This is a genomic window from Cupriavidus sp. FW305-27 (assembly GCF_058787995.1).
Window position 1 is genome coordinate 42,152 of the sequence record NZ_JBYTAG010000002.1, and the last position, 18,902, is coordinate 61,053.

Consider the following 18,902-nt stretch of genomic DNA (forward strand, 5'->3'; position numbering starts at 1 on the left):
TTTTTTCGTCCATTGTTTCCGTGCTGGTGCCGGGGCCGGCCTGCTTCAGCCGGCTGCCACCCCTTCCTCGCGCTGTGCCTCGCGCACGCAGTTGCGCCCTTCGGCCTTGGCGCGGTACATGGCAGCGTCGGCCGCGCCGAACAGCCGCTGCCAGTGACGCTCGCCGCCGCGCCCGATGGCCACGCCGAAGCTGGCGGTGACGCACAGCTGGGTGCTGCCCGACAGGTAGACCGGGCGCGACGCGATTTCCGCGCGCAGGGTTTCGGCCAGCGCGGCGGCCTCGCCCGGCCTGCCGTGCGGCAGCAGCAGCGCGAACTCCTCGCCGCCGAAGCGTGCCAGCACGCCTTCGGGCGGCACCAGCGCGCGCATCATCGCAGCGATGTCGCGCAGCACCTGGTCGCCGGCGGCATGGCCATGGCGGTCGTTGATCTGCTTGAAGCGGTCCACGTCGATCAGCACCAGGCTGGCGCTGTCGTGTGCCGCGTACTGCGCGGCCACCAGCTCCAGCGCGCGCCGGTTCAGCAGCCCGGTCAGGCTGTCGGTGCGCGCCTGGTGTTCCAGTTGTTCGGTCAGCGAGGCGCGCTCGCGCAGCTTGCGGCGCAGGATCTCGATGGCATCGAACAGGCGCCGCATCTCCGCCGCGGGCCTGGCGGACGCCGCTGGCGCAGCGTAGTGCGGGTGTTCGCGCGCCTCGGCCAGGCCGATCACTTCGTCGCCGGCGCGCAGCAGCGGCAGGATCACCGAGCGCTGCATGAACACCAGCACGTAGCCCAGCACGGCAAGGATCAGCGCCGACGTGCCGCACGCTGCCGTCAGTTCGCGCAGCGCTTGTGCGCGCGCTGCGGTGAAATGCGCGACCACCTCGTCCAGGAATACCCTGCGCAACCGCTCCAGCGGCTCCAGCGTGCGCACGTAGCGGTTGGTCAGCTCCGTCGGCGTCATCGAGTAATTGCCCGAGACGCGGCCCTGCGCAACCAGGCTGTCGATCATCGACAGGCCCTGGCCGAAGAACTGGTGGCCGGCGTCGGCGTATGCCTGCTCCAGCGCGGGCACGGCGCCGAACATGTTGTACGCCGGCCCCGCCAGCTGCCATAGCTCCAGCAGCCGGCCGCGCGAGCGCGTGGCGTCCACCAGGCTCTGCACTGGCATCGGCTGGCGCGCCGCCACGGGCGCCATGATCTGCGAGGCGATGCGCCCGCCATACTCGCGCAGGTCGCCCAGCATCCTGCCGGTCAGCGCCGGCGCCGCCAGGCCGTCGTCGCAGGCGGACAGTTCGCGCACCTGCCAGGCGATGACCGGCTGCAGCGCGTCCACGACCTCGAACATGCTTTCGATGGCATGGCGGATCTCGTCCATGTCACGGTCCTGGCGCGGCCGCCCGGCGAGTTCGTCGATCTCGGCCCGCGCCCGCGCCAGGCGTTCGCGCACGCGCTCGACCATCAGCGGCGGCAGGTGGTGGTTGTGCAGGCCGAAGGGTGCCGGCGGCGGCGCGGCCAGGCGCGCCAGCGCGGCGTCGCTGCGGGCGCGGAACGCTTGCAGGCGCTCACGCGCGGAGGTGTTGGGCGAGGGTGGATCTCCCAGCACGCTGTTGGCCGGTCCACGTTCCGCGGACAGCACGTTGGCGGCCTCGAGCAGCTCGCGGTATGCCGAGATGTCGTACAGGTTCTGCCGCGCCGAGGTGAAGTCGCCATACGAGCGGGCCATCACCAGCGCGGCGAGCACCAGGGTGCAGAGCCCGCCGACCGCCGTGGCGATCGCCAGCTTGCGCTTCAGGCTGCGGCTGCGTCCGGCCGGCGGTGCCATGCCCCCGGGTTCGGACTCACGCCGGCGCGCACGTTGCCACAAGGCCATAAGGTTTGCTCCCGGCGGCAGCTTGCCGGGCGATGTCTGCAAGATTTGTCATTACCGCCATTATTAACGAAAAGGCGCAGCGGCCAGGCCGAATTTGCTCGCTGACAGGGTCGTACGGGGCGCGCGCGGCCGAACATTCCCGGCTAACGCTGGCAGGGCATTTGACCTATGCTCGAACTCATCGGGCAGGCACATATAACGTCCGAAGGTGGTTGCCATGACTACGGTCTTGTCATCGAGAGAAAGGGAGGCGGGGACTTGCCCCGGGTGGCACGCATGTGCCGCGCATCACGGCATGGTCCTGCATCACCTGCAGTACAGCGTCATCCTGGCCATGCTGATGTGTGCACTGGCCCATGCAGATGACGCCGTTCCGGAAAGCCAGGGCGTCTCCGGCTGGGACCAGCCGCTGCAGGCGCAAGCCGGGCAGCCCGCCATGGCCGACGTGCCCGATCTGCTGGTTGCCGACACCGCTGCTCCTGCCTGGTCCGCCACGCCCGCCGAGCCCGTCACCGTCGAGTATGCCGCGCCGTCGCAGTCATCCCCATCCGCGTTAACGCTTGCCATGGGCCCCGGGCCCGATGACGATGCGCCCGGCCTTGCCGCGGTCGACCGTGAAACCGCCGCCATGGCCGAACGCCCGCGCCGGGTGTCGCTGCACCTGGATGACATCACCAGCGCAGGCGGTTTTGCCGACAGTCGCATGCGCACCATGGCGCTGGCGGTCGATGCCGTGGTGCCGCGCGCAGGCGGGCTGACCATCCAGCCGCGCTTGCAGCTGGCCTACCAGCCTGGCATGTCGCCCGTCTCCGGCATGCCGATGCAAGCCATGCCCGGCGATGCCAGCGCCGCCGGTATCGGCGTGCGCCTGTACGGCGCGCAGCCGACGCGGCTGGCCGGCATTTATCCCTTTGTCGAGGCTGACTGGTGGCAGGACAGCCGCAAACAGGTCATCAACATCAACGGCACCAAGATCGATGCCGACCTGCTGCGCGGGCTGTTCTCCTTCAACATCGGCGCGCATGGCAATACATCGACCGGCATGAAGCTGTGGTTCAAGGTGAGGGCGGGGCGCAACCCGGGCGGAACGGTCGGGGCGCGCTATCGGTGGTAGTGGTGGTAGTGGGGAGGGTGGCGCCAAATGCGAGCGCCGCAATGAAAAAAGGGCTTCCGTTTCCGGAAGCCCTTTTTCTTTCTGCATAGGTGGCGCGGCTGGCAGGATTCGAACCCACGACCCCTTGGTTCGTAGCCAAGTACTCTATCCAACTGAGCTACAGCCGCACACGAGAGGCGCCATTGTAGCGCAATTTCTGGTTTGCGCAAGCCCCCCGCCAAAAATCTTCAACTGGCCCCGATGCCCGCGCCGGTGCTACGCCGTGGCGTTCGACCAGATGCCGTCCGCTTCCTGCGCCTTGCCGTCATCGCGCAGCTTGAGCAGGTGCGCCAGCAGCGATCGCTGCGCAACCGGATGCATGCGCGGCGGCACATCGTCGTAGACGCGCAGCAGCAGCTCGCCGATCGGTGCCGGGCCCAGTTCGCGCAGTGCGGCAACGACCTTGGCCTCGCGCTGCAGCCGGTGCCGGACCAGGATGCGGATGGCGTCCTGCGGGCGCGCGATCAGGAAGCCATGGCCCGGCGCCAGCCAGTCGAGGTCTTCATCCTGCAGTGCTGCGAGCGAGTCCAGGTAGGCGCGCATGTCGCCATCGGGCGGGCCGATGACGACGGTCGAGCCCTGCATCACGTGGTCGCCGGTAAAGAGTGTCTGTTCTTCTTCCAGCAGGTAGCAGAGGTGGTTCGAGGCGTGGCCCGGCGTGTGGCACACGCGCAAGGTGCAGTCCTCGGTGATGGCAAGGCGCTCGCCGTGGTTCAGTTCGCGCTGTGGCTCGAAGCTGAGGTCCTGCCACTGGCCGGCAGGCGCGGCACGCCCGAGCACCGTGGCGCCGGTGGCGGCCTGCAGCGCGGCGGCAGCGGGCGAATGGTCCAGGTGGGTATGCGTGGCGAGGATCCAGCGGATCGGGCCGGGTGCGGCAGCAAGGATGGCGCGCACATGCTCGCCATCGTCCGGGCCCGGATCGATCACGGCCCATTCATTGCGCGCGCCGCCGCCTATCAGGTAGGTGTTGGTGCCCGGGCCCGTCATCACGTTGCCGTTGTTGGCGGTCACGCGCCAGACGCGCTCGGACAGTCGTACCGGCACGCCCGGTACCAGCTCATAACGGCCGTGCGTGTTGCCGTCGGGATCGATGCGGCCGATCTCGGCGTAGCACGGCTCGTTCGGCATCACCGGGCGCACGCCGGCCGCGCCGGTGGCCAGCCGCGGCATGATGCAGGCAATGCCGCGCAGCTGCGAGTAATAAGCGAAGCAGGCCGCGGCGCTTTCAAACTGCGCGATCGAGCTCAGCGTGCGGCGCGTGACGTGCATCAGCGGCAGGCCGCTGGCGGGATCGGCGGCCTCGCCGGGGCGAATCCAGCGGTGCTCCACGATCTCGGTGCCGTCGGGCACGGCCACCTGGCCTTCGGGGGCGATGGCGACAAAGAAGCGGGTATCGAAACGCTTGGGCAGGCCGGGGGGCGTCAGCCAGTAGCTGTGATAGGCGAGCCGGTCGGCCGCCAGGCGCAGGCCCAGTTGCTCGCAAGCGTGGGCCAGGCCGGGGCCGCCGCGCTGCACTGCCTCGCGCAGCAGCGCCTGGCCGGCGGCGCCGAGCTGGTGCGGCGAATGCGGGCGCCCGTCGCGGTCACAGGCAAACAGCAGGCCGGCCTCTTCATAGCATTCTCGCAAGGCGGCCAGGTAGAAGTCCAGGCCGCTGGCCGGCATGCCCAGGCGTTCGCTGGCAAGGGCGTCGTCCAGGCCGTGGGCATGCGCGTGCAGGGCCTTGTCCTGCGCGTCGAGCGTGCCGCCCGGGAAAACGTAGGCGCCGCTGCTGCGGTCGTTGGCGCGTTCGACGCGGCGTACCAGCAGCACTTCCATGCCGGCCGGCGCATCGCGCACGACGAGCAGGCTGGCGGCGGTGCGCAGCAGGGGAGCAGGGGTGGCAGGGCGGTTGCCGCTTGTCTCTGTGGTTGTCATTGTGTCGGCATCGTGGTTGTGCTGGCGGCACGCACCTGGCCGGAACCCGGGGCGCTGCCGCGTGCCATAGTTTAGCCGCGTTCAAGGATTCGCTATCGGCGGGGCATTGCCGGGCTGCCCGGGCGCGCCGGCTTTGGCTTTTCCGGCCAGAGGCAGTAACCTGATAGCTCCGCTTCACTTTTTGGGGTGCCCGTTGCCGGCGCCCTCCTTCTGAGGAGGTCCGCGTGATCCGAGCTTCTTGCCTGTGCCTGCCGCTGGTGTGCCTGCTGGCCGCCTGCGAAACGCCGCCGCAGATGGCACCGCGCCCTGTGCCCCCGGCCACCACCCGCATCACCGTCGATCCACAAGCCGCATCCAGGGCCGCGTCCATGGCCTGCGAGCCGGCCGTGGCGGAAGCCCTCAAGCGCCGCTACCCGCAGCCCGGCAGCGTGATGCTGATGGCCGACCGCGAGCAGTACTACCTGCGCCCCAATGCGCAAACCTCGGTCAATGGCGAAGGCGTGTTCGAGCCTGACGACAGTTCGTCTGCGATCGGCTTCCACTACGCCTGCCTGTACAACGCGCGTACGGGCAAGGTCGATGATGTGCAGATGCGCTATTGATCCTGCCGATCGGCCGCATTGCAAGGCCTGCGTAGAAAATTCCAGGCCTCATTCAACAATTGTTGCGCGAAACGAATGTAATCGCGCGTCCCCATTTCCTTGACCAACCGGTCGACCGGCTCTTAGCATAGCCACGCGTATTTTTGAAGTTCGCATATAGAACTGTAGTTCTAGTGGCGTAACTTTGGCCGAAACTGGAGACAAGGAAGCTATGAGCAAGATTGCCGGGTTCTTCACCGAACTCATGCGCCGGTACCTGCCGGATCCCTTTGTATTTGCCATCGGCCTGACCTTGCTGACGATGGCGCTGGCGGTGACGGTGCAAGGGCAGGCAGCGCCGGCCGTGATCGCCAGCTGGGGCAAGGGGTTCTGGAACCTGCTGGCATTTACCACGCAGATGGCGGTGATCCTGGCGATGGGCTACGTGCTGGCCACCGCGCCGTTCACTGACCGCATGCTCGACCGCATCGTCAGTGCCGTGCACTCGCCGCGCACCGCGGTGATCGTCGCCACGCTGGTGGGCGGCATCGGCAGCTACCTGAACTGGGGCTTCGGGCTGGTGATCGGCGGCATCATCGCCAGGAAGCTGGCGCTGAAGGTCCGTGGCGTGCATTACCCGCTCATCATCGCCGCCGCGTACAGCGGCTTCACCCTGTACGGGCTGGGCCTGTCGGCCAGCATCCCGGTGCTGATCTCCACCCCGGGCCACCCGATGGAAAAGCTGATGGGCGTGATCCCGCTGTCTGAAACCATCTTCTCCACGCCGATGCTGCTGACCAGCCTGGCGGTGATCGTCACGCTGCCGCTGCTCAATGCCTGGCTGCATCCGCGCAACCCGGCCGATGTGGTGGAGATCCGCCGCGACCAGGAACCCGCCAAGGCCGAGGCCGGCTCGGCCCACAGCATGGGCGGCGAGAACACCCTGGCCGCGCGCCTGAACAACAGCCGTATCCTGAGCCTGGCCATCGGCCTGTGCGGCATGGCCTACGCGGTCATCTACTTCACGCAGGGCGGCTCGCTCGACCTGAACCTGATCAACTTCCTGATCCTGTTCGCGGGCGTGCTGCTGCTGGGCACGCCGGTCAACTACGTGGCCAAGCTGAACGAAGGCATCAAGACCATTTCCGGCATCATCCTGCAGTATCCGTTCTATGCAGGCATCATGGCGATCATGGCCGGCTCGGGGCTGGTGGATACCATCTCGCGTGTGTTCGTGGAGATCGCCACGCCGCAGACGCTGCCGTTCTGGGGGCTGCTCAGTTCGTTCGTGATCAACTTCTTCGCACCGTCGGGCGGTGGCCACTGGATGATCCAGGGCCCGTTCATGGTCGATGCGGCCAAGGCCATCAACAGCTCGGTCAGCCAGACCTCGATGTCGGTGATGCTCGGCAATGCCTGGAACGACCTGGTGCAGCCGTTCTGGATATTGCCGGCGCTGGCGCTGTCCAGGCTGAACCTGAAGGACGTGATGGGCTACACCGTGATCATGATGTTCTGGGTGGGCCTGATCTACATTGCCGCGCTGCTGCTGTGGGGCGCGCAGATTGCCTGACTTTGACCCGCGGCCAGCGTGCCGCTGACAGGAGGATTGCCATGCCGTACCTGATCGAAACCGTCGACAAGCCCAATCACCAGCATGTGCGCCAGGCCACCCGTGCCAGCCACCTGGATTACCTGGAAGCCAACAAGGACTTGCTGCTGGCTTGCGGCGCCAAGCTCAACGACGATGGCTCGGATGCCGGAGGCGGCATCTATATCGTCGATGTCGACACCCGCGACGCGGCACAGCAATTCATCGACGCCGATCCGTTCACCGAGGCGGGTTTGTTTGCCGAGGTGCGCATCGTGCGCTGGCGCAAGGCCTATCTCGACGGCGTGCGCCATCTTTGACGAGGCAGCCCGCGCTGCCTCCATCCCACCATACCCCCGGACAAGGAGACCCCCATGTTGTTCATGGCAGAAATGACCGTCAAGATTCCCGCATCGCTCGATCCACAACTGGTGGAGCAGCTCAAGGCCGACGAGAAGGCCATGTCGCAGCGCCTGCAGCGCGAAGGCAAGTGGCGCCACCTGTGGCGTGTGGTGGGCCAGTACGCCAACGTCAGCATCTTCGATGTCGGCGACAACGACGAACTGCACACGCTGCTGACCATGCTGCCGCTGTACCCGTACATGGAGATCAAGGTCACGCCGCTGGCGCAACACGGTTCGGCCATCGCGCCGAACTGAGCGCCTGCCATCCAGCCACCTGATCCTGAGCCAAACGCCATGCCATACGCCGACCTCGCCAACCTCCGACTGCATTACCGCCTCGATGGCGCCGAGCACCTGCCGGTGCTGGTGCTGTCCAATTCGCTGGGCACCAGCTTCAGCATGTGGGAGCCGCAGGTGGCGGCCTTCAGCCAGCACTTCCGCGTGCTGCGCTATGACACGCGCGGCCATGGCGAGTCGTCGGTGCCGGCGGGTCCGTACAGCATCGCGCAACTCGGCGGCGACGTGATCGCGTTGCTCGATCACCTTGGCATCGGCGAAGCCAGTTTCTGCGGCTTGTCGATGGGTGGCATCACTGGCATGTGGCTGGCCCTGAACCATGGTCCGCGCCTGCGCAAGCTGGTGTTGTGCAATACCGCTGCCTATATCGGCCCGCCGGAGAACTGGACCAACCGCGCCGCTGCGGTCGGGCGCGACGGCGTGGCATCGATCGCTGCCGCGGTAGTCGACAAATGGCTCACCCCGCCGTACGCGGCCGCGCATCCGGGGCTGGTGGCATCGCTGCGCGCCATGCTCGGGGCCACCCCGGCTGCGGGCTACGCGGCCAACTGCCTGGCGGTGCGCGATGCCGACCTGCGCGCGCAAATCGAAAAGATCACCACGCCGACGCTGGTGATCGCTGGCTCGGGCGACCTGCCCACGCCGCCGCGCGATGGCGTGTTCCTGGCGCAGACGATCCCGGGCGCCCACTATGTCGAGCTGGAGGCCGCACATATCTCCAACCTGGAGCAGGCCGAGGCGTTCAGCAAGGTGGTGCTGGATTTCCTGACGCGCTGAGGCTCTGAGGCGGAAAGGCCGAGCCATGCGTGCGGCTTTCATCACCCCTGATAGTGCTTCATGATTCACCCGTGACCGATGCCGCCGGCGTTCGGTGCGCTTGCCCTCGCTTCCCGGCTTCAGAGGAATTGACAGGTCACCGGCGCGCGGGACAAGATGCGCACGGAATAGATGCGCCTTCGGGACGACATGCCGGCAGTCATAGCCGCAACACCCGAAAAGCCGCAAAAACATTGGGAAAACGGGGTCATGAAGCCATCCTTGTGTCAACTGGCGAGCGCGGTCACGCTTGCCGTCATGCTGTCCGGCTGTGCGTCCGCGCCGGATCACGGAACCAGCCCGGCAGTCGCCGAGCAACCGCCGTCCGACCAGGCGATGAAGGCCTTGTCCGCCGAGGTCTTCACCTTCGCCTATCCGATGGTGCTGATGGACGTGACGCGCGAGCTGATGACGCTGCGCACGCCGGCCAATACCTTCCACCACAAGCGCACCTTCCCGGACGCCAGCTTCACCGACGTGGTCAGCCCCAACGCCGACACGCTGTATTCGTCGGCCTGGCTCGACCTGTCCAGGGAGCCGGTCATCCTGTCGGTGCCCGATACGTACGGGCGCTACTACCTGATGCCGCTGATGGATGCGTGGACCAATGTGTTCGCGTCGCCGGGCAAGCGCACCACCGGCACCCGCCGCGGCAACTTCGCCATCACCGGGCCTGACTGGCGCGGCACGCTGCCCAAGGGCATGCAGGAGATCCGTTCGCCCACGTCGATGGTCTGGTTGATCGGCCGTACGCAGGCCAATGGCAAGCAGGACTTCCCGGCGGTGCACCGGCTCCAGGACCAGTACCGGCTGACGCCGCTGTCGGCCTGGGGTGGCGGGCGGCGCGTGCCGGAGAGGGCCGCGCCGCGGCCCACGGCCATCGACCCTGAAAGCTCGCCCGTGGAGCTGGTGGCGGCAATGGATGCACAGGCTTTCTTCACGCGCTTTGCCGCCTTGCTGCCGGCCAATCCGCCGGCGCCCGCCGATGCCGCCATGGTGGACAAGCTCCGCCGCATGGGCATCACCCCGGGGGTGCCGTTTAAGACCACGGTGATGGAGCCCTCCACCGCGCGCGCGGTGCAGGAGGGTGCTACCGCTGCGCTGGCCGCGATCGTTCAGGGTGCGCGCAAGGGCAATGCCGATGCCGGCAACGGCTGGGTCATGCATCGCGACCTGGGCACCTATGGCACCAGCTACGGCCGCCGCGCGGTGACCGCGTGGGTGGGCCTGGGTGCCAACCTGCCCGAAGACGCGATCTACGCCTCCACCCGCACGGATGCCAACGGCAAGCCGCTGCAGGGCGGGGCGCGCTATGTGCTGCATTTCGACAAGGACCAGTTGCCGCCGGCGCGCGCGTTCTGGTCGCTGACGCTGTACAACGACCGGCAGGCGTTCATTCCCAACCCGATCCAGCGCTACGCCGTGGGCAGCCGCGACCGCCTGCGCTACAACCGCGACGGCTCGCTCGATATCTATATCCAGCACGAGCGCCCGGCCGGCGCCAAGGCGGCGAACTGGCTGCCGGCGCCGCCCGATGGCCTGAACATGATGCTGCGCGCGTACTGGCCGGAGCAGGTGCTGCTGGACGGCAACTGGATGCCGCCGGCGGTGATGCAGGTGGACTGACGAGGCCGCCATCGAGGACAAAGGCCGCATGCCTGTGAGGGGCATGCGGCCTTTGTCTTTTCCTGCCAGCGCAATTGGCGCTACGCCGTCTCAGTTCGCGTGCGTGGCGCAGGCCGTGCAGGCGTTGCCGGCGTGGGGCACTGCCGCGGCGGTGGCGGCTGCAGGCTTGCTGAGGCGCTTCCAGGTCGTTGCGCCCCGCGCCGACAGCCGCGCGCGCAGCGCGCGGGCCGCGCTGACCATATTGGCCAGCGCTGCTTCGGTCTCTTCCCAGCCGCGCGTCTTCAGGCCGCAGTCCGGGTTGACCCACAGCCGCTGCGGCGGCACCACCTCGCAGGCGCGGTCGAGCAGCCGCTCCATGGCCTGCACCGACGGCACGCGCGGCGAGTGGATGTCGTAGACACCCGGCCCGATCTCGTTCGGGTAGTCGAAGTCGCCGAAGCCTTCCAGCAGTTCCATCGCCGAGCGCGAGGTCTCGATGGTGATCACGTCCGCGTCCATGGCCGCGATGGCGGGCAGGATATCGTTGAACTCGGCATAGCACATATGCGTGTGGATCTGGGTCTGGTCCTGCACGCCGCTGGCCGACAGGCGGAAGGCAGTGACGGCCCAGTCCAGGTAGGCATCCCAGTCGGCACGGCGCAGCGGCAGGCCTTCGCGCAGCGCGGGCTCGTCGATCTGGATCACGCGGATGCCGGCCTGCTCCAGGTCGCACACTTCGTCGCGGATGGCCAGGGCCAGCTGGCGCGCGGTGGTGGCACGCGGCTGGTCGTCGCGCACGAAGGACCACTGCAGCATGGTGATGGGGCCGGTGAGCATGCCCTTCATCGGCCGCTCGGTCAGCGATTGCGCGTAGCGGGCGGTATCGACCGTCATCGGCTCGGGCCGGTACACGTCGCCGTAGATCACCGGCGGCTTGACGCAGCGCGAGCCATAGCTCTGCACCCAGCCGTTCTCGGTAAAGCCGTAGCCGCACAGCTGCTCGCCGAAGTACTCGACCATGTCGTTGCGCTCGGCTTCGCCGTGCACCAGCACGTCCAGGCCCAGTGCTTCCTGCTTGCGCACGGCCACCGCGATCTCGGCACGGATGCGCTCCAGGTATTCGAGCGCGCCGATCTCGCCACGCTTGAACGCGGCGCGGGTCTGGCGGATGGCCGCGGTCTGAGGGAACGAGCCGATCGTGGTGGTCGGCAACAGCGGCAGCTGCAGCGCCTGGCGCTGGCGCTCGATGCGCTCGGCAAAGGGGCTGGCGCGGTCGGCCATGCCGGCGCTCACGGCTGCCAGCCGCTGCTGCACCCGCGGGTTGACCACCCGGCGCGAGGCGCGGCGCGAGGCCTGCGCGGCGTCGGATGCTGCCAGCGCTTCGGCGACCACGGCGTCGCCTTGATTCAACGCGCGGCCCAGCACGGACAGCTCGTCGAGCTTTTCGGTGGCAAAGGCGAGCCACGACTTCAGCTCGACATCGAGACGCACTTCATGCGCGAGCGACACCGGCACATGCAGCAGCGAGCACGACGGTGCCAGCCACAGGCGCTCGCCCAGCGCGGCCTGCACCGGGCGCAGCGTGTCCAGGACTCGGCGCAGGTCGGTGCGCCAGATATTGCGGCCGTCGATCACGCCCAGCGACAGCACGGCGTGCGCGGGCAGCGCGGCCTGCCATGCGGCCAGTTGTTCCGGCGCCCGCACCAGGTCGATATGGAAGCCGTCGACCGGCAGGGCGGCGGCGCGCTGCGCATGGTCGGCGGCGGTGTCGAAATAGGTGGCCAGCAGCAACTTGGGGCCGGCTTCGCGCAAGGCAGCGTAGGCGGTGTCGAATGCGTCGAGCCAGGCCGGCTCCAGGTCCAGGCACAAGGCCGGCTCGTCGATCTGCACCCATTCGATGCCGCGCGCCTTGAGCTGGTCGAGGATGCGGCGATAGCCCTGCAGCAGTTGCGGCAGCAGGGCCAGGCGGTCGAAGCCCGCCACATGGCTCTTGGACAGCCACAGGTAGGTGACCGGCCCGATCAGCACCGGGCGGGCGCGCAGGCCAAGCGCCAGCGCCTCATCGGCTTCCTCGAAGAACCAGGCCGGGCCGCCGTCGAAAGTGGTCTCGGCGTCCAGCTCCGGGACCAGGTAGTGGTAGTTGGTGTCGAACCACTTGGTCATTTCCATGGCCGGCTGCTCGCGGTTGCCGCGTGCCAGCTCGAAGTACTGCGTCAGCGTGAGCCGGGCCGGATCCAAGCCGAAGCGGCGCGGCAGCGCACCCAGCAGCGCGGTCAGGCTCAGCATCTGGTCGTAATAGGCAAAGTCGCCGGTGGCCACGGTGTCCAGGCCGCGGTCGGCCTGCAGCTGCCAGTGGCGGCGGCGCAGTTGCGCGGCCACGTCGCGCAGCTCGGCTTCGGTGCGATCGCCGCGCCAGAACGCTTCTTGCGCAAATTTCAGTTCGCGGCGTTCGCCGATGCGGGGAAAGCCGAGGATATGGGTGCGTGCCATGGAGGTTGCTCCGGAAGATGTCTGGCGCACAGTGTCGGTTTGCCCGTAAAATGAATCAAGCGACAAGTTTTAAACAACATATGAATGAGTTTCATATCAAGACAGACGGGCAACAGGTTGGGGGCGCCGCATGATCGAAGTCCGCCATTTGCGCTCGCTGGTGGCGATTGCCGAGTCCGGCAAGCTGGCCACCGCGGCCGAGCGCGTGCATGTCAGCCAGTCAGCGCTGTCGCACCAGATCAAGGCGATCGAATCGCACTACGGCCTGCCGCTGTTCGACCGCACGCGCCAGGGGCTGCGCTTCACGCCGGCGGGCGAACGCCTGCTGGCGCTGGCGCGCGAGGTGCTGGCCGCGGTCAGCGCCGCCGACCGCGATATCGAACGGCTCAAGGGCGACACCCGTGGCGAGCTGCGCGTGGTGCTGGAATGCCATACCTGCTTCGACTGGCTGATGCCCGTGATGGACGAGTTCCGCCGCCGCTGGCCGGAAGTGGAGGTGGATCTGGTGGCGGGCTTCCACGCCGACCCGATCGCGCTGCTCAGCGACGGCCGCGCCGACATGGTGATAGGCTCGCAGCCGGCGGCCCGACGCGGGCTGGAGGTGGCGCCGCTGTTCCGCTTCGAGATCCTGGCGGTCATCGCCAATGAACACCGGCTGCGCAACAAGCGCCGCATCGAAGCCGGAGACCTGGCCGGCGAAACGCTGATTACCTATCCGGTGCCCGAGCAGCGCATCGACCTGATCCGCGAGGTGCTGGAGCCCGCGGGCATCCACCTGGAACGGCGCACGGCGGAACTGACGGTGGCGGTGCTGCAGCTGGTAGCCAGCCGCCGCGGCGTGGCGGCGCTGCCCAACTGGGGGGTGAAGAACTACGTCGACCACGACTACGTGCTGGCCAAGCGCATCGGTGCCAGAGGCTTGTGGAGCGAGCTCTATGCCACGGTGCCGGCGGCGATGGCGCGCAGGCCCTACGTGGCGGACTTTGTCTCGATCGTGCGCGATACGTGCGCGGCGCAGCTCGATGGGATCGAACTGCTGCCGCAGGCTGCTTAGGCGCGGTTCACGCGGGCAGGGCCAGGGCCGGCTCACTGTTGGTGCGGCGCATGGCGGCGCGCGGTGCCGGCTCGGCCACGGCGTCGCTGTCGGGGTCATCCACGTCGGCAAACAGCAGTTCCACGTCGAAACCATTGTCGAGGCGGCGCAGGAACAGCCACAGCTGGCCGGCATCCTGCGCCGTCAGGGTGGCATGCAGCACGGCCTGCCGGGCCGCGTCGAAGCTGAGTTGCGCGGGCGCCAGGCCGGTACGGCGCGCATTGGCCAGCACCCATTCCATGGCGCCGAACAGGTCGGCGGTTTCGAGTCGCAGCGAGAGGTGCAAGGTGGGGAGGGTGGTGGCTGGCATGTGTTGTTTCCGGCAGGTCGTTCGATAAGGTAAATTTACCAGCCGTTACGCAAAATTGGCTTCTAAATTTTCTTCGATATGGCTTCTATTGGAGAATAAACATCCATTCATGGCAGAATATAAGGATGTTTCTTTTCTTGTAGATATTGCGATGGCACAGCCGCCCAAACTCGACGACACCGACCGGCGCATCCTGCGTGAACTGCGGCGCGATGGCCGCCTGTCCAATGCGCGGCTGGCCGAGCAAGTCGGCCTGTCGGCCACGCCCTGCTGGAACCGTGTGCGCGCGCTGGAAGAAAGCGGGGTGATCGAAGGCTACGCCGCGCTGCTGAACCAGAAGGCGCTGGGATTGCCGGATACCGTGCTGATCGAGGTCACGCTGGAGCGGCACGACGACGACATGCTGTACCGCTTCGGCAAGGCCCTGGCGGAATTGCCTGAGGTGATGGAGGCCCACTTGCTGACGGGCGAATATGACTACCTGATCAAGGTCGCCGTGGCGGGGACCCTGGGTTATGAGGAGTTCCTGCGGCACAAGCTATACAAGCTGCCTGGCCTGCGCCACAGCCGCTCGACCTTTGTGCTGCGCACGCTCAAGCGCGAGCCTTCGGTCGAGCCCTGAGCAGCTAGTCAGGCTGTCCTGAGCACCTCGGCGGTGGTATTGCGCAGCGCGCGCATAGCCTCGTTGCATTGCTGCGGCGTGGTCGGGTGTACCAGTAGCGCCCAGCGGCCATGCTGCACGGCCTCACGCACCGGCGTTATTACCAGTTGATGGTCCGGTCGTGCGGTCACCAGCCCCGCCAACAGCATGCCGAACACCATGCCCAGGAAGAGGGCCGCCCCGATTGCGAATCCCGGGCTGTCCATGACGGCCTCGACTCCCTGCCGGTGCAGGATGCCGACAATGGCCAGCCCGACCACCGCGCCCAGCGTACCCATCATCAGGTGCGAGCGCACCGCGGTGCGCGCGATGGCGTCGTTCTCGGGCTCCAGCTTGCGGCCGAAGTGCGCTTCGTATGGATGCACCAGCCGCACCTGCCCGCGCCGGAGATGGGCCTCATGGCAGACCCGTTCGGCGGCGTCGTTGGCTGCCGACCTGGTATCGAACAGTGCTGCGATCTTGGTACTGGCTTGCTCAGCGTTCAAGGGATTACCGGTCATGGCCTGCTCCTGCTGGGGCCGGGGGCCGCCGTCAGGTGATGCGCACTGCGCTTTTTGTCGCCTGGAACGGCTCCGGCGATGTCCTGTAAACCGAGTCTACCGACCCGCTTGAAGCGGCTGCATAAGGGGATTGCGCGTACTGCTGTAGGACTTCGCCGACGGCTGTCCCGCCCCGCCTCGGCGGGGAATCCGAGCGCGAAGGTGCAATTCCGCTCATAATGTCGGCGGTGCCGGGCCGCGCCCCCGCCTTTTGACCAAGAATTCCGGTATGAATGACACAGAAATTGAGCTGATCGACTCGGCGCGCCTGCCGACGCGATTCGGCGACTTTACGGCGCACGCCTTCAAGGGCGCCGATTCAGGCATCGAACACCTGGCCCTCAGCGTGGGCGATGTGACGGGCGATGGCGTCCTGATCCGCATGCATTCCGAATGCCTGACCGGCGACGTCTTCGGTTCCTGCCGGTGCGACTGCGGTCCGCAGCTCGAGCTCGCCATGGAAAAGATTGCCGCCGAAGGTCGCGGCATCCTGCTGTACCTGCGCGGGCATGAAGGCCGCGGCATTGGCCTGGCCGAGAAGATCCGCGCCTACCGCCTGCAAGACGGCGGGCTCGACACGGTCGACGCCAACCTGGCCCTGGGCCAGGCGATCGACGCACGCAACTACGCCTTCGCCGCCGACCTGCTGCACCAGTGGGGCGTCAAGTCCGTGCGCCTGATGAGCAACAATCCGCTCAAGGCCGCAGCGCTCGAGAAGGCCGGCATCACGGTTACCGAGCAGTTGCGCCACATCGTGCCGTCCAACGCCGAGAACGAGAAGTACCTGGCTACGAAGCGCACGCGCATGGGGCACCTGCTCGACTGATCGCGCTTGAGCGCTGCAGGCAGCCGCCGCGCTGCCTGGACCGGCCCGCTGCCAGGAATCCTGGGGCGGGCCTTTTCTTTTGCCCGGCGATCGCGCGAAGAACCGTACTTACCCTTGGTTAGTTGCTCATGGAAACTATTGCCCATAGAATCTATCGGCCGCCTGATCACCCGTTCCCATGTCCAACACTGCCAGCACCACCGATTCCATCCTGGAATTCATGTCGTTTCGCCTGAACCGCCTTTGCGAAATGACCAAGAGTTCCGCCTCCGGCTTTTACGAGCGCGAGTTCGGCATCGGCCTGCGGGAGTTGCGTGTGCTGCGTTTTGCCGGGCTGGAGCCGGGCCTGACGCTGACGCGCCTGATCGAACTGGTGTTGCTGGAGAAAACGGTGACTTCCAAGCTGGTCACCGCGCTGGCAAAGCGGGGCCTGCTGCGCCGTGAAGTCGGCGAGGCCGACGCCAGGCAGCTGAACCTTTACCTGACCGCGGCGGGCGAAGCACTGGTCGCACGGACGTACCAGCGCGGCGACATGCTGGAGAAGATGTTCCTCTCGGTGCTGACGGAAGCGGAAGTGCAGACGCTGGACCGCTGCATCGACAAGCTGACCGCGGCCTTGATCGAGCACCAGCAGGGCGCGGATGCGCAGGCTGGCTAGCCCCGCGCGCGGCAATCCCTCAAACAAAACAAAGCAAGGAGACAGCATGTCGTTGAAGACCTATCCGGAATCCTCGCGCCCCTGGCGCCGCCTGGCATGCATGGCGCTGTGCGCGGCCAGCCTGCCGGCCTGGAGCCAGAGCGCCGGCAGCGCTGCCGGGAGTGTGGCCGCCCCGGCAGCCGCGGCGCCGACCCTGGTCGCAGCGCTGGACAGCGACCCGAACCGCCTGGGCTGGATGCAGGGCTTCCCGCCGCCGCCGGACAAGCTGATCACGCATACGCCGGGCGCCGACAGGTTTCCGCGCAATCGCTGGCTGTTCTCGCATATCCGAGAACTGGTGCCGACCGCGTCCGTCTGGCGCGGCGCCGGCCCGGCCAGCGCGCTGCCGCGTGCGGAACGGGATGTCGGCTCGGTGCAGTTCACCGATGCGGACGGCACCCGCCGCACCTTCGACGAGATGCTGGCGCTGACCTACACCGACGGCATCCTGGTGATGCACAAGGGCAAGGTCATCTATGAGCGCTATTTCGGCGCGCTCGACGGGCACACGCCCCATATCGCCATGTCGGTCACGAAGTCATTTGTCGGCACGCTGGCCGCGATGCTCGCGGCCGACGGCAAGCTCGACCCGGCGGCATCGGTGACGCGCTACCTGCCCGAACTGGCTGGCACGGCCTACGGTGACGCCACGGTGCGGCAGGTCATGGACATGACCATCGGCGTGCGCTACTCCGAGGACTATGCCAATCCCAAGGCAGAGGTGTGGGACTACGCGCGTGCGGGCGGCATGCTGGCCCGCCCGGCGGGCTACAGCGGCCCGGGGACGTTCTACGACTTCCTGAAGACCCTGCAGAAGGAAGGCGACCACAATGCGGTGTTTGCCTACAAGACGGTCAATGCCGAGGTGCTGGCGTGGATCGTGCGCAGGGCCTCGGGTCAGTCGCTGGCCAAGCTGCTCTCGGAGCGGATCTGGCAACCGATGGGCGCGGAGCAGGATGCGTACTTCACCGTGGACAGCATCGGCACGGAGTCGGGCGGCGGCGGGCTGAACACCACGCTGCGCGACCTTGCGCGCTTTGGCGAGACCATCCGCGGCAACGGGCGCTTCAATGGCAAGCAGATCATTCCGGCCTCGGTCGTGGCGGATATCCGCAGCGGCGGCGACCGGGACCAGTTTGCCAGGTCGGCCAGCGCGCCGGTGCTGCCGGGCTGGAGCTATCGCGACATGTGGTGGGTCTCGCACGACAGCCACGGCATGTTCCAGGCCGCCGGCATCCATGGCCAGCGCATCTATATCGACCCCAAGGCCGAGCTGACCATCGTGCGATACGCGTCGCACCCCGTGGCCGGCAACGCGGCCAACAATCCGATCACGTTCCGTGCTTTCCGGGCGCTGGCGGAAACGCTGATGCGATAGGGAGATGGCCCCGGGGGGGCGGGGGCAGCGCCGCCCCGGCAATACCGTTTTCTACTTTTCAGCGGCCGGTTGACCGGCCGCCGCGGCATCGCGCGGCGCCACTTCCGCCATGATGCGCTCGCCGTGGTCGCGCTGCGCGACCTTCAGGTCATAGTCCAGCTGCAGGTTCAGCCACGACTGCGCATCGCCGCCAAAATAGCGCGCCAGGCGCAGGGCGGTGTCCGGCGTGATGCCACGTTGCTCGCGGACGATGTCGTTGATGCGCGCCGCGGTCACGCGCAGCGCGAGGGCCAGGGCGTTGGCGCTCATGTTGAGCGGTACCAGGAAATCCTCGCGCAGGATTTCGCCCGGGTGGATGGGACGCATGCCGTCCTTGAAGCGAACCATGTCTGTCTTCCTCAGTGGTAGTCGATGATCTCAACGACCGCGGGGCCGTCGTGGGTCCAGATGAAGCAGATTCGCCATTGCTCGTTGATGCGGATGCTGTAGCGGCCTTTGCGGTCGCCGGTCAGCAACTGCAGGCGATTGCCCGGCGGGGAGCGCAGGAACTCCAGCGTCGACGCTCTCTGCAGCAGCCGCAGCTTGCGTTCGGCCACGGCGCGGATATTGCCGAAGCGCGGTACACAGCGGCCCGCGAACAGTTCAGCGGTGTCGGAACATCTGAATGACTGAATCATATCGTATATCGGTAATCGA

The 18,902-nt window shown here is 67.2% G+C and carries 19 protein-coding genes and 1 tRNA gene; 12 read left to right on the plus strand and 8 right to left on the minus strand.

The features are described 5' to 3' along the window. Nucleotides 1-45: 45 nt before the first annotated feature. Nucleotides 46-1,851 carry a GGDEF domain-containing protein gene (locus AC3WRI_RS01205; protein WP_037024232.1) on the minus strand — a complete coding sequence of 602 codons (1,806 nt, stop codon included), beginning with the start codon at nt 1,849-1,851 and terminating at the stop codon, nt 46-48. Between the two features lie 217 nt (nt 1,852-2,068). Between AC3WRI_RS01205 and AC3WRI_RS01210 the strand changes: the two genes are divergently transcribed. After that, nucleotides 2,069-2,965: a hydrolase gene (locus tag AC3WRI_RS01210; RefSeq protein WP_037024230.1), complete on the plus strand. Its 897-nt coding sequence runs from the start codon at nt 2,069-2,071 to the stop codon at nt 2,963-2,965. Nucleotides 2,966-3,055: 90 nt separating this feature from the next. On the opposite strand, the gene AC3WRI_RS01215 is transcribed toward AC3WRI_RS01210, so the two are convergent. Both AC3WRI_RS01215 and AC3WRI_RS01220 read right to left on the minus strand, forming a co-directional pair. Further along, nucleotides 3,056-3,132 (minus strand) — tRNA-Arg (locus AC3WRI_RS01215). Nucleotides 3,133-3,220: 88 nt separating this feature from the next. Beyond that, nucleotides 3,221-4,918: an MBL fold metallo-hydrolase gene (locus tag AC3WRI_RS01220; RefSeq protein WP_492292384.1), complete on the minus strand. Its 1,698-nt coding sequence runs from the start codon at nt 4,916-4,918 to the stop codon at nt 3,221-3,223. A 224-nt stretch (nt 4,919-5,142) separates the two neighbouring features. Here AC3WRI_RS01220 and AC3WRI_RS01225 point away from each other — a divergent pair, with 224 nt between their 5' ends. The 6 genes from AC3WRI_RS01225 to AC3WRI_RS01250 all read left to right on the plus strand — a co-directional run bounded on the left by AC3WRI_RS01225 (nt 5,143) and on the right by AC3WRI_RS01250 (nt 10,233). Then, nucleotides 5,143-5,520 (plus strand): hypothetical protein, encoded by a 378-nt coding sequence (locus AC3WRI_RS01225; protein WP_010814573.1) that lies wholly within the window; start codon nt 5,143-5,145, stop codon nt 5,518-5,520. Between the two features lie 211 nt (nt 5,521-5,731). Continuing rightward, on the plus strand, nt 5,732-7,072 hold the full coding sequence (locus AC3WRI_RS01230; RefSeq protein WP_011617321.1) for a short-chain fatty acid transporter: 1,341 nt from the start codon (nt 5,732-5,734) through the stop codon (nt 7,070-7,072). A gap of 41 nt (nt 7,073-7,113) precedes the next feature. Beyond that, a complete protein-coding gene (locus tag AC3WRI_RS01235) occupies nt 7,114-7,410 on the plus strand; it encodes a YciI family protein (protein ID WP_010814571.1) in 297 nt (98 codons plus the stop codon). Nucleotides 7,411-7,464: 54 nt separating this feature from the next. After that, nucleotides 7,465-7,749: a muconolactone Delta-isomerase gene (catC, locus tag AC3WRI_RS01240; RefSeq protein WP_010814570.1), complete on the plus strand. Its 285-nt coding sequence runs from the start codon at nt 7,465-7,467 to the stop codon at nt 7,747-7,749. Between the two features lie 39 nt (nt 7,750-7,788). Next, nucleotides 7,789-8,568, plus strand: coding sequence for a 3-oxoadipate enol-lactonase (pcaD, locus tag AC3WRI_RS01245; RefSeq protein ID WP_011617320.1), 780 nt, complete (start codon nt 7,789-7,791; stop codon nt 8,566-8,568). A gap of 249 nt (nt 8,569-8,817) precedes the next feature. Next, a complete protein-coding gene (locus AC3WRI_RS01250; protein ID WP_011617319.1) occupies nt 8,818-10,233 on the plus strand; it encodes a DUF1254 domain-containing protein in 1,416 nt (471 codons plus the stop codon). Between the two features lie 90 nt (nt 10,234-10,323). Here the strand turns inward: AC3WRI_RS01250 and metE are convergent, their stop codons facing one another. After that, nucleotides 10,324-12,702 carry a 5-methyltetrahydropteroyltriglutamate--homocysteine S-methyltransferase gene (gene metE, locus AC3WRI_RS01255; RefSeq protein ID WP_011617318.1) on the minus strand — a complete coding sequence of 793 codons (2,379 nt, stop codon included), beginning with the start codon at nt 12,700-12,702 and terminating at the stop codon, nt 10,324-10,326. 130 nt (nt 12,703-12,832) lie between these two features. Here metE and AC3WRI_RS01260 point away from each other — a divergent pair, with 130 nt between their 5' ends. Further along, complete coding sequence (locus AC3WRI_RS01260; RefSeq protein ID WP_010814566.1) at nt 12,833-13,756, plus strand: LysR family transcriptional regulator; 924 nt, start codon at nt 12,833-12,835, stop codon at nt 13,754-13,756. A 7-nt stretch (nt 13,757-13,763) separates the two neighbouring features. Here AC3WRI_RS01260 and AC3WRI_RS01265 read toward each other — a convergent pair whose 3' ends face one another. Further along, complete coding sequence (locus AC3WRI_RS01265; protein ID WP_010814565.1) at nt 13,764-14,105, minus strand: hypothetical protein; 342 nt, start codon at nt 14,103-14,105, stop codon at nt 13,764-13,766. A 151-nt stretch (nt 14,106-14,256) separates the two neighbouring features. Here AC3WRI_RS01265 and AC3WRI_RS01270 point away from each other — a divergent pair, with 151 nt between their 5' ends. Next, entirely contained in the window at nt 14,257-14,727 is a 471-nt protein-coding gene (locus AC3WRI_RS01270; protein WP_010814564.1) for an Lrp/AsnC family transcriptional regulator, read from the plus strand. A gap of 8 nt (nt 14,728-14,735) precedes the next feature. Here AC3WRI_RS01270 and AC3WRI_RS01275 read toward each other — a convergent pair whose 3' ends face one another. Next, a complete protein-coding gene (locus tag AC3WRI_RS01275; RefSeq protein WP_010814563.1) occupies nt 14,736-15,266 on the minus strand; it encodes a hypothetical protein in 531 nt (176 codons plus the stop codon). A gap of 268 nt (nt 15,267-15,534) precedes the next feature. On the opposite strand from AC3WRI_RS01275, the gene ribA reads away from it, so the two are divergent. The 3 genes from ribA to AC3WRI_RS01290 all read left to right on the plus strand — a co-directional run bounded on the left by ribA (nt 15,535) and on the right by AC3WRI_RS01290 (nt 18,206). Next, nucleotides 15,535-16,131: a GTP cyclohydrolase II gene (ribA, locus tag AC3WRI_RS01280; protein WP_010814562.1), complete on the plus strand. Its 597-nt coding sequence runs from the start codon at nt 15,535-15,537 to the stop codon at nt 16,129-16,131. Nucleotides 16,132-16,309: 178 nt separating this feature from the next. Continuing rightward, the gene (locus AC3WRI_RS01285) at nt 16,310-16,789 is read left to right on the plus strand and encodes a MarR family winged helix-turn-helix transcriptional regulator (protein ID WP_010814561.1); all 480 of its coding nucleotides are present in this window, start codon (nt 16,310-16,312) and stop codon (nt 16,787-16,789) included. 46 nt (nt 16,790-16,835) lie between these two features. Next, nucleotides 16,836-18,206 (plus strand): serine hydrolase domain-containing protein, encoded by a 1,371-nt coding sequence (locus AC3WRI_RS01290; protein ID WP_011617316.1) that lies wholly within the window; start codon nt 16,836-16,838, stop codon nt 18,204-18,206. A 51-nt stretch (nt 18,207-18,257) separates the two neighbouring features. On the opposite strand, the gene AC3WRI_RS01295 is transcribed toward AC3WRI_RS01290, so the two are convergent. Further along, nucleotides 18,258-18,593 carry a HigA family addiction module antitoxin gene (locus AC3WRI_RS01295; protein WP_010814559.1) on the minus strand — a complete coding sequence of 112 codons (336 nt, stop codon included), beginning with the start codon at nt 18,591-18,593 and terminating at the stop codon, nt 18,258-18,260. Nucleotides 18,594-18,604: 11 nt separating this feature from the next. Continuing rightward, nucleotides 18,605-18,883, minus strand: coding sequence for a type II toxin-antitoxin system RelE/ParE family toxin (locus tag AC3WRI_RS01300; protein ID WP_010814558.1), 279 nt, complete (start codon nt 18,881-18,883; stop codon nt 18,605-18,607). Nucleotides 18,884-18,902: the final 19 nt, after the last annotated feature.

Coding starts and splice junctions, on each gene's coding strand:
- AC3WRI_RS01285 (WP_010814561.1), top strand. CDS start 16,310: ATGTCCAACACTGCCAGCACCACCGATTCCATCCTGGAATTCATGTCG.
- AC3WRI_RS01270 (WP_010814564.1), top strand. CDS start 14,257: ATGGCACAGCCGCCCAAACTCGACGACACCGACCGGCGCATCCTGCGT.
- AC3WRI_RS01275 (WP_010814563.1), bottom strand. CDS start 15,266: ATGACCGGTAATCCCTTGAACGCTGAGCAAGCCAGTACCAAGATCGCA.
- catC (WP_010814570.1), top strand. CDS start 7,465: ATGTTGTTCATGGCAGAAATGACCGTCAAGATTCCCGCATCGCTCGAT.
- metE (WP_011617318.1), bottom strand. CDS start 12,702: ATGGCACGCACCCATATCCTCGGCTTTCCCCGCATCGGCGAACGCCGC.
- AC3WRI_RS01230 (WP_011617321.1), top strand. CDS start 5,732: ATGAGCAAGATTGCCGGGTTCTTCACCGAACTCATGCGCCGGTACCTG.
- pcaD (WP_011617320.1), top strand. CDS start 7,789: ATGCCATACGCCGACCTCGCCAACCTCCGACTGCATTACCGCCTCGAT.
- AC3WRI_RS01250 (WP_011617319.1), top strand. CDS start 8,818: ATGAAGCCATCCTTGTGTCAACTGGCGAGCGCGGTCACGCTTGCCGTC.
- AC3WRI_RS01295 (WP_010814559.1), bottom strand. CDS start 18,593: ATGGTTCGCTTCAAGGACGGCATGCGTCCCATCCACCCGGGCGAAATC.
- AC3WRI_RS01265 (WP_010814565.1), bottom strand. CDS start 14,105: ATGCCAGCCACCACCCTCCCCACCTTGCACCTCTCGCTGCGACTCGAA.
- AC3WRI_RS01210 (WP_037024230.1), top strand. CDS start 2,069: ATGACTACGGTCTTGTCATCGAGAGAAAGGGAGGCGGGGACTTGCCCC.
- AC3WRI_RS01205 (WP_037024232.1), bottom strand. CDS start 1,851: ATGGCCTTGTGGCAACGTGCGCGCCGGCGTGAGTCCGAACCCGGGGGC.
- AC3WRI_RS01260 (WP_010814566.1), top strand. CDS start 12,833: ATGATCGAAGTCCGCCATTTGCGCTCGCTGGTGGCGATTGCCGAGTCC.
- AC3WRI_RS01235 (WP_010814571.1), top strand. CDS start 7,114: ATGCCGTACCTGATCGAAACCGTCGACAAGCCCAATCACCAGCATGTG.
- ribA (WP_010814562.1), top strand. CDS start 15,535: ATGAATGACACAGAAATTGAGCTGATCGACTCGGCGCGCCTGCCGACG.
- AC3WRI_RS01300 (WP_010814558.1), bottom strand. CDS start 18,883: ATGATTCAGTCATTCAGATGTTCCGACACCGCTGAACTGTTCGCGGGC.
- AC3WRI_RS01220 (WP_492292384.1), bottom strand. CDS start 4,918: ATGACAACCACAGAGACAAGCGGCAACCGCCCTGCCACCCCTGCTCCC.
- AC3WRI_RS01290 (WP_011617316.1), top strand. CDS start 16,836: ATGTCGTTGAAGACCTATCCGGAATCCTCGCGCCCCTGGCGCCGCCTG.